The organism is Candidatus Symbiopectobacterium endolongispinus, assembly GCF_018777385.1.
Taxonomy (GTDB): Bacteria; Pseudomonadota; Gammaproteobacteria; order Enterobacterales; family Enterobacteriaceae; genus Symbiopectobacterium; species Symbiopectobacterium endolongispinus.
On the sequence record NZ_JAFJYB010000007.1, the window covers coordinates 102,036 to 116,179 of the forward strand.

Here is a 14,144-nt window from a genome sequence, read left to right on the forward strand (position 1 = left end):
TTCAGTAATTAATTCAATTACATCATGATATTAGGATTATGCCACTAAATAATTACCTCAATCCGGTGATTGAGGCTGCTGACAAACTTATCTAAAACCGCCACTTTCCGCCCAATTCCCTCATTCCCGCGCAGGCGGGAATCTCTGGCAGGTAAAACGCGTTTCTTCTCACAGAGATCCCCGGCTTTCGCCGAGGATGACGATGGGAATAAAGCGGCTTTTCCTGGCAGTAAGAATCAGTCCAGAATGATATGCGGGTAAAAGCGTGACAGATCCTGAGTGATCAGTTCGCGATCTTCGCGCAGACCAATGCCGCACGGCTGATCGTTGACCAGCCAACTGCCGATCACCGTATGGCTGTCACCAAAGGTTGGCAGTGGGTGATACTGCTGAACGATCTTGCCTTCTTCGCCGTAAGGACCGTCAACGGAGGCGATCTGCTGCCCATTTTTCACGATCTGAATGTTGGCACCTTCACGTGAAAACAGCGGTTTAACCACGTAGCTGTCGAGTGGCGGGTGATCGTCATCAGCAAAGAAGTAGGCGGGCAGCAGGTTGGGATGATTGGGGAACATTTCCCACAGCATCGGCAGCAACGCCTTGTTAGAGATGATGCTTTTCCAGGCCGGTTCCAGCCAGCGCACTCCTGCATCTTCCAGCTTGGTGGAAAATATTTCGCGCAGCATGAATTCCCACGAGTAGAGCTTGAACAGGTTGCCGATCACCTGGTTTTGCATATCGGTGAATTGGCCTTTTTCACCCAGCCCAATCTCTTCCATGTAGAGAAATTCCGTGGGCACGCCCGCTTCCAGCGCGCAATCCTGAAGGTACTGCACTGTACCGCGATCTTCTTCGGTATCCTGACAGCAGGCCATATGCAGTAGACCGAAGCCGTGATTGAGGCGCAGTTCTTCAAAGCGGGCGATCAGCGCTTCCTGAATGCTGTTGTACTGATCGGCATCCTGTGCCAGCTTACCGGCTTCTTTCTGATCTTCCAGCCATAACCATTGAAAAAAGGCCGCTTCATACAGCGATGTCGGCGTATCGGCATTGTTTTCCAGCAGCTTGGCCTGGCCTTTTCCGTCATAGGCCAGATCGAGGCGCGAGTAAAGTGAGGACTGCTGGCTGCGCCATGAGCTTCTGACAAATTCCCATGTGTGCTTGGGAATGCAGAATTTGGTCAGCAATGCATCGCTGCCGACCACCTTTTCGACTACTTGCAGACACATCTGGTGCAGTTCTGCAGTTGCCGCTTCCAACTCTTCAATCTGCGCCAACGTGAACTGGTAGTAAGCATTTTCACACCAGTAGGGCTCACCGTACATGGTGTGAAAGTTGAAACCAAACTCTGTCGCCTTTTCACGCCAATCCGGGCGTTCGGCAATATCAACGCGCTTCATGCTTATGTCCCTTAGCCACCCATACTGCGAGAAGATGAGCTGGAACCGGTGCTGGCGCTGCTACGTTGCATACTGGTCTGCTTGGCAACGCTTTCGCCAAAACCACCACGGGTGATGGTGTTAGTGGTCGCGGGTTTAGGAGCCAGTGCTGTTTTGGGGACGGTAACGGTACGACCTGAGGTGGCAGCGCCGTAGCTTTTACCGCTGGCGTCAACGAACTGACCGTTGGCTGGGCTTGCCGGAGAGCGGGAAGAGAACAGCGGCTGCTGGGCAAAGCCCGCGCCCCCACTCATCATGCGGCCCATCATGTAACCAGCCATCAGCGGCATCCAGGAACTGCTGGTTTGTGTTGGCTGAGCGGCGGTGCCTGCCTGAGCCGGTACTGGTATACATTGCGCTTCGCCAAATTCTGCGACGCAGTCTTCTTTTCTGGCGTATTTCGGTGCGGTTTTTTCGGCTTCTTTCAGCGCGTTGTTGTACGCCGTGGTGCACTGTGCGCTCATGGACGGGTTCGTCGCCGAGCAGTCATCCGCATTTTGATACATCGACACGGTTTCGTCGGTCTGTTCGCAACCGGCCAGAATAAACGCAGCACTGATCGCAAGCGCAATCGGTGCCAGACGATAGGAGCGCCACCCTTTTCGGAAAGCGTCCTTCTGTATATTTTCTGTACGTTTCATGTGGTTATCCCAGAGGGTAAGGCGTCAATGCCAAAGGTGTGCCAAGTCTGCATTAGCATAGGGGATGGCTGGCTGAATTTAAAGCATTATGCCTGTCAGAACGCCTAATCTTTACGTTGCTATACATTTTATTGCGTGCTTGGACGGCGTGGAATCAATTCAAGGCAAACAAAAAGGAGATACGCTGCGTATCTCCTTTTTGTTATCAACCGTCAGAACCGTGCGATCTGATTAGCCGCGCGGCGCTCTCGGCTCCGGTGCTCTGCTGTCAGTAAAGACTGGTGACGTGGAAACGTCCTGACCTAACGCGCCGTTCAGCGCCTGCAAGTCGTTTTCATTCAAGGCGCCCAACGCTGATTTAATGTTCAACTGGTTGATCAGGTAGTCATAACGCGCGTTAGAAAGCTGCTGCTTGGCGTTATATAACGTGGTGGTGGCATCCAACACGTCAACGATGGTACGCGTACCCACCTGATAGCCCGCTTCCATCGCATCCAAAGAGCTTTGCGCAGATACTTCGGCCTGTTTGTAAGCGTTGATGCTGCTGATTGAGGCAGAAATATTGTTAAACGAGGAGCGCACGGTCTGCACGACGGAGCGATGTGCGCTTTCCAGCAGTTCGCTGGCGCTGACAAAGCTGTGCTGCGCCTGTTTCACGCGTGAGCTTGTGGCACCACCGCTGTAGAGCGGCACGGTTAATGACAGGCAGATTTTGTTTTGGCCTGCATCGACCTCCGACGCTGTCTTATTTGCACCAGAATTGCGCATATTGCTGACGCCGGAGGAAGCCGTCAGATCCAACGTTGGCATATGACCGGTTTCCGCTGAGCGAATCTGCTCACGCGCCAGATCCTGGCTGAGTCGCGCGGACAACAGGCTCAGGTTATGGCTTTCCGCATCTTTCAGTAAGGTGGCGATCGCTCCCGGTTTCTCGGTGGAGAAACGGGTGATGTTCAGCCCTGCAAGTCGCTGGTATAAGTTGCCGCTGACCTGACGCAGATTTTCCAGCGCGTTATCCAGCGTGTTGCGTGCGGACACTTCGTTGGCCAATACGCTGTCGTATTGGGCACGGGCGTTCTGTACGTCGGTGATGGAGACCAATCCAACATTAAAACGCTGGGTGGTTTGATCGAGCTGGCGGTAAATCGCCTGTTTCTGGGCGTTAACGTAGGAGAGCGCATCAATGGCGCGCAGCACGTTGAAATAGGCGGTAGCGGTTGTGAGGATCAGCGACTGTTGGGCCGTCTGGTAGGTCACATCTTGAATGCCAGCCTGCTTTTCTTGCAGCGTCATGGCGCGCCATTTGGACATATCAAACAGGGTCTGGGTCAACTGCAAGGAACCGCTGGTAGCATTACTGTTGACGCCGTCCTGCGCACCGCGAAAGTTTTTGGTGTAACCGTAGTCAGCACCGAGCCCGAGTTGTGGCAACAGGGGGCTGCGAGCCTCGTTGATTTTCTCGAAAGCGGCATCACGGGTGGCAGCCGAGCTGCGCAAATCCGGGTTGATGGTTTTAGCTTGTTGATAGACCTGTAACAAATTTTCCGCGTGACCCACGGCGCTAAAGCCGCTCAGGCTCAGACCAATAAGAAGAGGGAGCAATTTCTTCATGTGCATTCCTTGTTGTGCAGCTAAGGCAACGATGTAGCGGAGATAGCGCTGTCAAAAAACGAACCCGGCAGATTCTATCAGAATGTGCCAATAGGATAAGTTGGCTGAACGTGCCATCTTCCCCCTGACCGACCCCATTAGGGGGTTTAATTTGCTCTCAGACCCTAACGTTTGGTCAAATAGGTGTTCTATTAATCCAATTTATCACAAAGCATCGCAAGTATGATGTCCATCATGATACATGAGACACATCCCCGTACCTGCTGTTGCTCGCAAGGAGTTGAGGTATGGCTGTGTCTGCGTCCCATCCGGCGACTTTCCATAAAGACGATGTAGAAATTATTGCACGAGAGTCGCTGTACGAGGGTTTTTTTTCGCTTGAGCGCTACCGTTTTCGTCATCGGTTGTTTAACGGTGAGATGAGCGGTGAAGTCAGCCGGGAAATTCTGGAGCGTGGTCATGCGGTTGTGCTGCTGCCATACGATCCGGTTCGGGACGAAGTGGTGTTGATTGAACAGATCCGCATTGCCGCTTATGACACCAGTCCGACCCCGTGGCTGTTTGAACTTGTGGCCGGCATGATTGAGCCAGGTGAATCTCTGGAAGCGGTAGCGCGACGCGAAGCGCAGGAAGAAGCCGGTCTCAACGTTGGGCGCTGTAAACCGATTATCAGCTATTTGGCGAGCCCGGGTGGCACCAGTGAGCGTCTGGCGGTGATGGTGGGCGAAGTCGATGCCCGTGCCGCACAGGGCATTCACGGTCTGGCCGAAGAGAATGAAGACATTCGGGTGCATGTCGTCAGCCGCGAACAGAGCTACGCCTGGGTAGAAAGTGGAGTTATTGATAACGCGGCGTCTGTAATTGCGCTGCAATGGTTGGCGTTGCACCATACGCAATTGAGAAAGGCGTGGACGGAGTAAACTGATGAAACGCTACACCCCGGATTTTCCGGCCATGATGCGGCTGTGTGAAATGAATTTCGCACAATTACGCCGTTTATTGCCGCGAAAGGATGAAGTCGGAGAAAGTGCGGTTTATCATGTAAATAGTGCAAGCTATCGCTTAACGATAGTGGAATCCACGCGTTATACCTCATTGGTTGAAATCCAGCAGATTGCGCCCGCCGTCAGCTACTGGAGCCTACCAACGTTAAGCGTGCGACTCTACCACGACGCGTTGGTTGCGGAAGTGTGTGCCAGTCAGCAGATCTACCGTTTTAAAGCACGTTATGATTACCCGAATAAAAAATTGCATCAACGTGATGAAAAGCATCAAATTAATCAGTTTCTTGCTGATTGGCTAAGGTACTGCCTGGCGCATGGTTTTGCATCGGCACCGCGAAATGCCGATTCCAGTCTGTTAGACAGATTTCAGTAACCAAGGATACTATTTTTTGGAAAGTCTGCTGAAAGTTCCTGTGGCGAGTGGGGCCAGAATCAGGATTTTACAAATAACCGATACCCACTTGTTTGCCGGCGAGCACGAGACACTGCTCGGCGTGAACACATACCGTAGTTACCATGCCGTGCTGTCTGCCATTCAGGCGCAGGGGCAGGATGTTGACCTTATTGTGGCAACGGGAGATCTTGCTCAGGATCATTCGCAGGAGGCCTATCATCACTTCACACGCGGCATTGCGCAGCTATCTGCACCTTGCGTATGGCTGCCGGGAAACCATGATTTCCAGCCTGCGATGGTGGATGTGCTGGCGCAGGCTGGCATTGCGCCTTCCAAGCACGTGCTGTTGGGTGATGCTTGGCAGATTGTTTTATTAGACAGCCAGGTGTTTGGCGTACCCCACGGCGAATTGAGTGAATATCAACTCGAGTGGCTGGAGTGCAGCCTGTTGCGTTTTCCAGAGCGTCATACGCTGTTGCTGTTACATCATCATCCGCTGGCTTCAGGCTGTACCTGGCTCGATCAGCACAGCCTACGTAACTCGCACCATCTGGATGCGGTGCTGGCGCGTTATCCGCAGGTGAAAAATGTGCTGTGCGGGCATATTCACCAGGAGCTGGATCTTGACTGGAACGGGCGCAGGCTGATGGCGACGCCTTCCACCTGTGTGCAGTTCAAACCACACTGCACTAACTTTACCATTGACGATGTCGGGCCCGGCTGGCGTTATTTGGATCTGTTATCGGACGGTTCGCTGGAGACGCGCGTTTACCGCCTGAGCGGTAGCGAGTTTTTGCCTGATATGGATTCGGACGGCTATTAATGCCTACGCTACTCTACCTCCATGGTTTCAACAGTACGCCTAAATCGGCCAAAGCGACGGCGCTGGCTGCATGACTGGCGCAGCACCATCCCCAGATAGAGATGCTGGTGCCGCAGCTGCCGCCCTATCCGGCGGAGGCGGCCGATCTGTTGGAATCGTTGGTGATGGAGCGGGTGGGGCATCCCATCGGCCTGGTGGGGTCATCGCTGGGCGGCTATTATGCCACCTGGCTGTCGCAATGTTTTACCTTGCCCGCCGTGGTCGTCAATCCGGCGGTAAAACCCTTCGAACTGTTGCTGGAACATCTCGGCGAATATCGTAACTCCTATACAGGTGAAGAATATGTGCTAGAGTCTCGGCATATTTACGACCTGAAAGTGATGCAGATTGAATCACTCGATGCGCCGGATTTACTGTGGTGTTTGCTCCAGACAGGGGGATGAAGTGCTGGATTATCGGCAGGCTGTGGCGTATTACACGGCGTGTCGCCAGACGGTGGAATCGGGTGGGAACCACAGTTTTGTTGGGTTTGAACAGTATTTTGACCCCATTGTGCGTTTCCTTGGATTGAGCGACGATTGACCAGTTCTGTACTGCACTGCCCTTACTGACACGTACAGCGACAATGCGTGGTCCGCGGGCAGTGCATCCTCTCAGCGCCATTCCGTTTTACACATTTAAACAACGACTAACGCGAATATGAGTCAATCAAGTTATAACGCTGATGCCATTGAGGTGCTCAGCGGCTTAGAACCGGTGCGCCGCCGTCCGGGGATGTACACCGATACTACACGCCCCAACCATTTGGGGCAGGAAGTGATTGATAACAGCGTCGATGAAGCGCTGGCGGGCCATGTGCGCCGTGTTGACGTTATCCTGCATGAAGATCAGTCACTTGAAGTGATTGACGATGGCCGTGGTATGCCTGTGGATATCCACCCTGAAGAAGGGGTGCCCGCCGTTGAACTGATTCTGTGTCGCCTGCACGCTGGCGGGAAATTCTCCAACAAAAACTATCAGTTCTCCGGTGGTTTGCACGGCGTGGGCATCTCGGTGGTGAACGCGTTATCTTCACGCGTGGAAGTGACCGTGCGCCGCGACGGGCAGGTTTACGACATTGCCTTCGAAAACGGCGAGAAGGTGCAAGCGTTAACGGTGAGCGGCACCTGCGGACGACGCAATACCGGTACTCGTGTGCATTTCTGGCCGGATGCCAGCTTTTTTGACAGTCCGCGTTTTTCTGTCTCGCGCCTGACGCATTTATTGAAAGCCAAAGCGGTGCTGTGCCCCGGCGTGGAAATCACGTTTAAAGACAAGGTCAACAATACCGAACAGCGTTGGTGCTATCAGGATGGCCTGAACGACTACCTGTGCGAAGCCGTTAACGGTTTGCCGACGCTGCCGGAAAAACCGTTTATCGGCGCTATCGCTGGCGATACCGAAGCGGTGGACTGGGCGTTGCTGTGGCTGCCGGAAGGGGGCGAACTGCTGACGGAAAGCTACGTCAATCTGATCCCCACGGTACAAGGCGGGACGCACGTTAACGGCCTGCGTCAGGGCTTGCTGGATGCCATGCGTGAGTTTTGCGAATTCCGCAATATTCTACCGCGCGGCGTGAAACTCAGTGCCGAAGATATCTGGGAACGCTGTGCTTATGCGCTGTCGGTGAAGATGCAGGATCCGCAGTTTGCCGGGCAGACCAAAGAGCGCCTTTCTTCGCGTCAGTGCGCCGCGTTTGTGTCTGGCGTGGTGAAGGATGCGTTTAGCCTGTGGCTGAACCAGAACGTGCAAGCGGCTGAAATGCTGGCCGAATTAGCAATTTTTAGTGCCCAGCGTCGCATGCGCGCGGCCAAAAAAGTGGTGCGCAAGAAATTGACCAGCGGCCCGGCGTTGCCGGGGAAACTGGCGGACTGCACCTCACAGGATTTGAATAAAACAGAACTGTTCCTGGTGGAAGGGGATTCTGCGGGCGGCTCCGCCAAGCAGGCGCGTGAGCGTGAGTTTCAGGCCATCATGCCGCTCAAAGGTAAGATCCTCAATACCTGGGAAGTCTCTTCCGATGAAGTGCTGGCCTCGCAGGAAGTGCATGATATTTCTGTCGCAATAGGCATGGATCCCGACAGCGACGATCTCAGCCAGTTGCGCTATGGCAAGATCTGTATTCTGGCGGATGCCGACTCGGACGGTTTGCACATCGCCACGCTGCTGTGCGCGCTGTTTGTGCGCCATTTCCGCCCGTTGGTCGCAGGCGGCCATGTGTATGTCGCCATGCCGCCGCTCTACCGTATCGATCTGGGTAAAGAGGTGTACTACGCGCTGGATGAAGAAGAAAAAGCCGGCGTGTTGGAGCAGCTTAAGCGCAAGAAGGGCAAGCCTAACGTTCAACGTTTTAAAGGGTTGGGCGAGATGAACCCGCTACAGTTGCGCGAAACCACACTTGATCCCAATACGCGCCGCCTGGTGCAGCTCACCATCAGCGAAGACGATGTGAACGAAACGCTGGCGGTGATGGATATGCTGCTGGCGAAGAAACGCTCGGAAGATCGCCGCAACTGGCTGCAAGAGAAGGGCGATCGGGCGGATATCGAGGCGTGATGCTGCTATCGCGCAATCTTGTATAAACAGAACCGCCCCAGCGCGTGACCCGCCGGTATTTTGGGATAATTAAAATCTTCACCGGTGTTGGTCATGCCTGCCTTTATCATCACACGCTGTGAAGCCATATGTTGCAGCGGGGTATAGGCGTAGACCTCTGGTGACTCAAGTTGCTCAAAGGCATAACGGATCACGCGTTTTGCCCCTTCCGTGGCATAGCCGTTTCCCCAGTGCCGCGCCTGTAAGCGCCAGCCCGCTTCGATAAGCGGCGCATGAGGAATTCCGCTCTCTTCCTTCTGCTTATGCAAACCAATAAAGCCGATAAATTCGCCGCTTGATTTCAATTCCACGGCCCAGAAGCCCCATCCTTTGTTGGCAATATGTTTTGTGAAACGGCCTATCTGTGCATCGCTTTCTTCGCGCGACATCAGCTCAGGGAAATAGCGCATCACTTCCGGGTCGGCATTCAATTGTGCATAAATAGGGTAATCTTCATCTCGCCATTGGCGCAGAATCAATCTTTCCGTCTCGATCATGGCGATTTTTCTCCTTATTCACGCGAAAGGCTAACAAATCAATGTGAAAGACGCTGACAGGCTTCATGGCTTCACAGTAGAGTAAATAAGCCCCTTAATCCTTGATGACTGTGTATGATTATGGAAAAAAAGCACAAAAAAATCCGGTTGACGCAGAAAAGCTCGATGGCGGTTCGCGCCGTGTACGGCTGGAAGATATCGCAGCGCTCTGTGGTACTTCGTTAAGCACGGTGTCTCGTGCGCTGAGCGGTGAAAAATGGGTGAGCCAGGCGCTGCGCGCACAAATATTGGAAGTGGCGCGTGCGGTGCGCTACAGCCCCGCCGTGGAAATGGGGGGCTCCCGTATCGTGCTGGCTGTCTCTCCGGTGGCGATGCTGGACTACCACCGTTATCAATTCAGTTGGTATGTCCTGCAAGGGCTGAAAGAGCGCGCCAAAGTGCTGGGACTGGATCTGGTGACCCATCCGCTTTCCGACAAAGGCACGCAGGCGCTGACCGATCTGCTTAATCAGGATGATATTGGTGGGATGCTAGCACTCACCGTCGACGATCCGGCGATTTTAGACGTTGTGGTAAACCTGAAAAACCTGCGGTGCTGGTGAACAGCGAAGATTCTCTGATGCGACTCTCCAGCGTGATGCCGTGTAACCGCTCGGCAACCCGGATGGCGGCTGACTATCTGGTGTCGCACGGGCATCGCGATATCCTGTTTTTGACCCATCCCGGACGGCGAACTATTGAACAACGGCATGAGGGCTGGCAGGAGTCGATGCGTTATTTTCAACTGCCCTGCTCCGAGCAGCAGGTGATCAGCGTGACGGATTGGCTTCCCGAACTGGCTGAGCAGGCGGTGGTATCGTGGTTTCGAGAAAAAAAACGTACCTATACGGCGATACTATGTGCCAATGACTCATTGGCGTTAGGGGCCATTAGTGGGTTACAGCGCTTAGGTCTGGATGTGCCGGGGGATATCTCGGTGGTTGGTATGAACGACTTGCCGCAGGCCGAGTTTGCGTCGCCGCCGCTGACCACTGTGCATTTGCCGGTGCAGGAAATCGGCGTTATTGCGCTGGAGTTGTTGCAGGACATCATTGTTGGCAACGTGACGATTCCGCGGCGTATAGAACTGGCGTGCGCCATGGTCGAGCGTCAGTCCGTGGCGGCGTTAAACGCATCATGAGGGCGAATGCCCTCATGATGCGGTGCAGCGCTTGTTACGCAGTTATTTGAATTTCGCCCGCTCCATAGTGGGGATCAGCAGCAGGTACATCACGCCCCAGGCGACCAGATAGGCCACGGAGCTGATAGCGAACAGCGCCCAATAATTGCCTGATGCTTCGAGTACGGCACCGATCACCGTGGAGAAGATCACGCTGCCGATCATGCCAAAGGTGCTACCGATGCCGACGACTGAACCCACCGCCGCTTTGGGGAACAAATCGGATACCGATGTCAGCAGGTTTGCTGACCAGCCTTAGTGCGCAGCAACAGCCAACCCGACGAGGGCAACGGCCAGCCACAAGCTTTCGACCTGCGTCGCGGCAAAAATAGGAATGACCGCACAGGCGCAAATCAGCATGGTGGTTTTGCGCGCTTTCGCGGCACTGAATCCCATACTCATCAGCTTGCCGGGCAACCAGCCTGCGCCCAGACTGCCGCCAATAGCAAACAGATAGATCATGATCAACGGCACACCCAATCCAGCCATATTGATATCACGGGTTTCGTTCAGCCATTTTGGCAGCCAGAACAGGAAGAACCACCAGATGGGATCGGTCAGCATCTTGCCCAATGCAAAGGCCCATAGTTGACGGTAGCGCAGTAGGTGAGTCCATTTGATGGATTCCACGCTGACATGCTCTTCTTTGTCCTGACGGATCCAGGCCAGTTCCTCGGCAGAGGCTTTATCTTGCGGTTTGCCAAACAGGAAAAACCACGGGATAAGCCAGACAAAACCTACCGCCCCAAGAATCAGAAACGCCCCGTGCCAGCCGTAATGAATGGCGATAAACGGAATCAAGGCAGGGGAGACAACGACGCCAAGGTTAACGGCGACGCCCAGAATCCCTGTAGCCAGCGTGCGCTCTTTCTTGGGGTGCCAGTCGGCGATGACTTTCATCGCAGCCGGGAAGTTGGCCGATTCCCCCAATCCAAGAATGACGCGCACAATGGCAAACCCGACCACGGTGCCGACCGCGGCGTGCAACATAGCGGCGGCGCTCCAGACAACCATCGCCACGGCGTAGCTGATTTTGGTGCCGAGCTTGTCAATGATACGGCCGCAAATCAGCGTGCCCGCGCCGTAGGCAATGGTGAAGGCGTTTACCAGCCAGCTGTACTCCATTTGCGTCCAGCCGATATCTTTTTGCAGCATCGGCGCCAGCAACCCGAGCAGTTGGCGGTCCATGTAGTTCACCGTGGTGGCGAACACCAGCATCGAGCAGATAGTCCAGCGATAGCGGCCTTTGGGGGGCGCGCTGGCGGTGGTTTGGCTGTCGCCGTGAGGGACAGCAGCTTCTTTTTGGCTAACTTGAGTGTCCATAGTGATTCTCCAGCTCAGGCCAGCGGCCTGAGTGGTTGATGGTTAGGGTAGAGTGGTGTTGCGTGATGAAAAAAGGCTAAAGCGTCAGTTCGCAGTGCGTACCGGCCACGCTCCAGGCATCGGGGTCAAGGGTGCGGCCTTGCGCCTCCACGCGGCCATCCGGTAGAAAGCGCACTTCACCGTAGACCGGATCGAGGACGCGCAGGGTGCCATCGGCCTCGTGTTGCACGGTAAGTTCGGCGAAAGTCTGCGTAAAGCTGTCCAGCGACTGAATGTCTGCGGCATCATTCAGGCGCACCAGCCAGGTGGTTGTTTTGCCGTGCTGTTGTACTTCACAGTGGCGCGTCGGGCCTGTTTCCACAATGTGGAAGGGTTGAGAGCCGAACAACAGCGCCATGCCTGCGCCGCTTTGCAACGCGATGCGCTCAGGGCTGATACGCACATCGTTAAAGATGTGCTGCGGTAGCCAGGCGTGGGTAAACGTCGGTTGCCCTTCGTGGGGAGTGGAGGTCAGTACCGCTAGCCCACGATACTGCTGGACGCGCGGCAGCGTACCGCAACCGCCCCAGTAGGAGGGTCTGCCGAATCCGCCGTGTATAGTTTCACCGGGATGGTTGATCCACACCTGCGCTTCGGGAATATCACCAATCCGCAGATGCAACGGCGTCTCCTGATATCCCCATTCGCCCCAGCGATAACTGGCAATGGAACCCATTGCCACATGGCGGGTTTTGTAGTGGTACAGTTTGGCAATGCGGTTAGCCCCTTGGGCAAAGCACCACTCTTGCGCCGTCGGTTTCTGTCACACCGCAACCTCAACCAGTGCCGGATCGAGGGTCAAGCAGTGGTCACGCAGCAGTAGCGCCAACTGCGGCAAGGCGTGGAAGCGGCAGCCGTAGTTGCCTTTGCCCCACATCAGGCGCGAAATTGCGGCCAGTTCCAATGAGCGTCCGGCGCGCAGCGTGTGTTCGTAAGAGCGCCACTGGGAGGCGGTCAGCATGCCCTGATGACAGGAGCGGGCGATTTGCTCAATCAACCGTTGGATAGCGCGGCCGCTGCGTGCGGCAATATCCGCGTCGGGAGAAAGCGCAGCCAACGCGGTCAACCCTTTCAAATCCACTGGGAAATAGGGGGCAGAGTTCCACTCGGCCATCTCACAGGATTCAAAATGAGTGAGCCAATTGAGCACCCGCTGCTTGCCGGCGGCAGCCTGCTGGCTCCCGCTGCGGTTGGCTCGCACGAACGTGGCCTGTGGGAAAAAGCTGCCCGACAGATAGGCGGCAGTGTGAAACAGCAGCGCATGGTTTTCCGAGAAGTACCACTGTACGTCGTTGCCCGGTTCATCCATCCAGTAGCGGAAATGCAGAATGGCGGCATCGATTTTTTCCTGGGTGGCCGGTGCGATGGCATCACCCCAGGCGATGCGGCACCACAGCAACGGCACCAGCGTGAAATCGGCACAGTCATGACAATCCAGCACCGAAGGCAATACACCCTCCAGCATGGCGTGGGTTTCCTCATCGGCCATGCCGCAGGCCAGTCTGGCTAACGCTTTAACACTGCCGTACTCCCCTTGCGTGGCGACTGTGTACAGCGCTTCGGCAATACGCGCTGCTAAGGTCTCTGGCACAATCTGCTGCGCGGTGGCATGACAAATCTCGACACCAAGGGTGCGGCTTATCGATAACTCTTCGCTGGAGAGCGTAATCACGAAGTTGCGGAAATCCGCTGGGAGCTGCGCCGTATTGGCAATACGCACTATCTGTTGGCCCGGACGCAATTCGGTTTCCAACTCAATAGGGCTATCCAGCGAAATAAAATCGCCCAGTACGCGGCAGGCGATGGTTAGCGGCCGGGTCGCAGGCGCGGGGAAGCAGAGGTTGATATCCCCATGGTTGTAGGCGGAGTATTCGAAGGACACCCCTTCCAACAGCGCTTCCATTTCCGCCACGCACGATGCGCAAACCGGTGAGACCATCGTCATATTTACCGGTATGCCCGCCACGTAATCGAGTTGGAAGAAAAAGCGAATATCCCGCTCTGCCAGATCGTTAAATCAGATCCGAACATCGTTTAGCCCCGATGTTAAAGAAACGGAGACCTCAATGGTGTTTTCCAGATTGCGCAGGCGACATCTTCGCCATTCACCTGCACGATGCCGCCGCCGCAGGTGGTGAAACGCAGAGTCACCTCACCGTCGGTTTCGGTTTCCAACCAGGTTTGCGCCCAGGCACCGATGCGGGTGGGGCGGAACCAGAAACCAGAAAGGTCTACGTGGTCAGAACCAAACGGGAACCACCATCGCGTCAGTTCGAACGCGCCGAACGGCTGTGGTTTCTTCTCCAGATAGCGTTGCTGGAAGTCTACCCGGCAAGGGTAGGTATGCGGGATGAAGTTTTTCTTTTTACTCAGGAAGAAAAACGGGTCCATGTCACCCTGCATAGGGACATCGGGTACGTCATAACGCTGGCTGACAATATCGGAATAGTGCCAGTAACGAATCGCGTCACCCTGTTGCAAAGCGCGGCGATAAATAGTGTCAGTGTTCATTGATTATTC

15 protein-coding genes and 1 pseudogene are annotated in these 14,144 nt (G+C 54.9%); 7 read left to right on the forward strand and 9 right to left on the reverse strand.

What is annotated here, in order from left to right; translation table 11 throughout:
* Nucleotides 1-236: 236 nt before the first annotated feature.
* The 3 genes from JZM30_RS21580 to tolC form a co-directional block, all read right to left on the reverse strand.
* Entirely contained in the window at nucleotides 237-1,400 is a 1,164-nt protein-coding gene (locus JZM30_RS21580; protein ID WP_252321267.1) for a glutathionylspermidine synthase family protein, read from the reverse strand.
* A gap of 11 nt (nucleotides 1,401-1,411) precedes the next feature.
* Nucleotides 1,412-2,080: a DUF1190 family protein gene (locus tag JZM30_RS21585; RefSeq protein ID WP_252321268.1), complete on the reverse strand. Its 669-nt coding sequence runs from the start codon at nucleotides 2,078-2,080 to the stop codon at nucleotides 1,412-1,414.
* 231 nt (nucleotides 2,081-2,311) lie between these two features.
* Nucleotides 2,312-3,691 carry an outer membrane channel protein TolC gene (tolC, locus tag JZM30_RS21590; RefSeq protein ID WP_252321269.1) on the reverse strand — a complete coding sequence of 460 codons (1,380 nt, stop codon included), beginning with the start codon at nucleotides 3,689-3,691 and terminating at the stop codon, nucleotides 2,312-2,314.
* A 287-nt stretch (nucleotides 3,692-3,978) separates the two neighbouring features.
* Here tolC and nudF point away from each other — a divergent pair, with 287 nt between their 5' ends.
* From nudF to parE, 5 genes and pseudogenes are all read left to right on the forward strand, one after another.
* Entirely contained in the window at nucleotides 3,979-4,611 is a 633-nt protein-coding gene (gene nudF / locus JZM30_RS21595; protein WP_252321270.1) for an ADP-ribose diphosphatase, read from the forward strand.
* Between the two features lies 1 nt (nucleotide 4,612).
* Complete coding sequence (locus JZM30_RS21600) at nucleotides 4,613-5,068, forward strand: DUF1249 family protein (RefSeq protein WP_252321308.1); 456 nt, start codon at nucleotides 4,613-4,615, stop codon at nucleotides 5,066-5,068.
* A gap of 16 nt (nucleotides 5,069-5,084) precedes the next feature.
* Nucleotides 5,085-5,912: a 3',5'-cyclic-AMP phosphodiesterase gene (gene cpdA, locus JZM30_RS21605; RefSeq protein WP_252321271.1), complete on the forward strand. Its 828-nt coding sequence runs from the start codon at nucleotides 5,085-5,087 to the stop codon at nucleotides 5,910-5,912.
* Nucleotides 5,912-6,494 (forward strand): annotated as a pseudogene (yqiA, locus tag JZM30_RS21610) (esterase YqiA). Before cpdA ends, yqiA begins: the two are co-directional and overlap by 1 nt.
* A gap of 117 nt (nucleotides 6,495-6,611) precedes the next feature.
* A complete protein-coding gene (parE, locus tag JZM30_RS21615) occupies nucleotides 6,612-8,507 on the forward strand; it encodes a DNA topoisomerase IV subunit B (protein WP_252321272.1) in 1,896 nt (631 codons plus the stop codon).
* A gap of 5 nt (nucleotides 8,508-8,512) precedes the next feature.
* Here parE and JZM30_RS21620 read toward each other — a convergent pair whose 3' ends face one another.
* The gene (locus JZM30_RS21620) at nucleotides 8,513-9,043 is read right to left on the reverse strand and encodes a GNAT family N-acetyltransferase (RefSeq protein ID WP_252321273.1); all 531 of its coding nucleotides are present in this window, start codon (nucleotides 9,041-9,043) and stop codon (nucleotides 8,513-8,515) included.
* 104 nt (nucleotides 9,044-9,147) lie between these two features.
* Here JZM30_RS21620 and JZM30_RS21625 point away from each other — a divergent pair, with 104 nt between their 5' ends.
* Together JZM30_RS21625 and JZM30_RS21630 are read left to right on the forward strand one after the other, a co-directional pair.
* Entirely contained in the window at nucleotides 9,148-9,645 is a 498-nt protein-coding gene (locus JZM30_RS21625; RefSeq protein WP_252321274.1) for a LacI family DNA-binding transcriptional regulator, read from the forward strand.
* A complete protein-coding gene (locus JZM30_RS21630) occupies nucleotides 9,642-10,223 on the forward strand; it encodes a LacI family DNA-binding transcriptional regulator (RefSeq protein ID WP_252321275.1) in 582 nt (193 codons plus the stop codon). Before JZM30_RS21625 ends, JZM30_RS21630 begins: the two co-directional genes overlap by 4 nt.
* A gap of 42 nt (nucleotides 10,224-10,265) precedes the next feature.
* Here JZM30_RS21630 and JZM30_RS21635 read toward each other — a convergent pair whose 3' ends face one another.
* From JZM30_RS21635 to JZM30_RS21655, 5 genes are all read right to left on the reverse strand, one after another.
* Nucleotides 10,266-10,481, reverse strand: a complete 216-nt coding sequence (locus tag JZM30_RS21635; RefSeq protein ID WP_252321276.1) for a hypothetical protein — start codon at nucleotides 10,479-10,481, stop codon at nucleotides 10,266-10,268.
* A gap of 36 nt (nucleotides 10,482-10,517) precedes the next feature.
* A complete protein-coding gene (locus tag JZM30_RS21640; RefSeq protein ID WP_252321277.1) occupies nucleotides 10,518-11,585 on the reverse strand; it encodes an MFS transporter in 1,068 nt (355 codons plus the stop codon).
* Between the two features lie 76 nt (nucleotides 11,586-11,661).
* The gene (locus JZM30_RS21645) at nucleotides 11,662-12,300 is read right to left on the reverse strand and encodes a hypothetical protein (RefSeq protein WP_252321278.1); all 639 of its coding nucleotides are present in this window, start codon (nucleotides 12,298-12,300) and stop codon (nucleotides 11,662-11,664) included.
* Between the two features lie 87 nt (nucleotides 12,301-12,387).
* Nucleotides 12,388-13,569 carry a hypothetical protein gene (locus JZM30_RS21650; RefSeq protein WP_252321279.1) on the reverse strand — a complete coding sequence of 394 codons (1,182 nt, stop codon included), beginning with the start codon at nucleotides 13,567-13,569 and terminating at the stop codon, nucleotides 12,388-12,390.
* Nucleotides 13,570-13,670: 101 nt separating this feature from the next.
* On the reverse strand, nucleotides 13,671-14,135 hold the full coding sequence (locus tag JZM30_RS21655; RefSeq protein ID WP_252321280.1) for a hypothetical protein: 465 nt from the start codon (nucleotides 14,133-14,135) through the stop codon (nucleotides 13,671-13,673).
* Nucleotides 14,136-14,144: the final 9 nt, after the last annotated feature.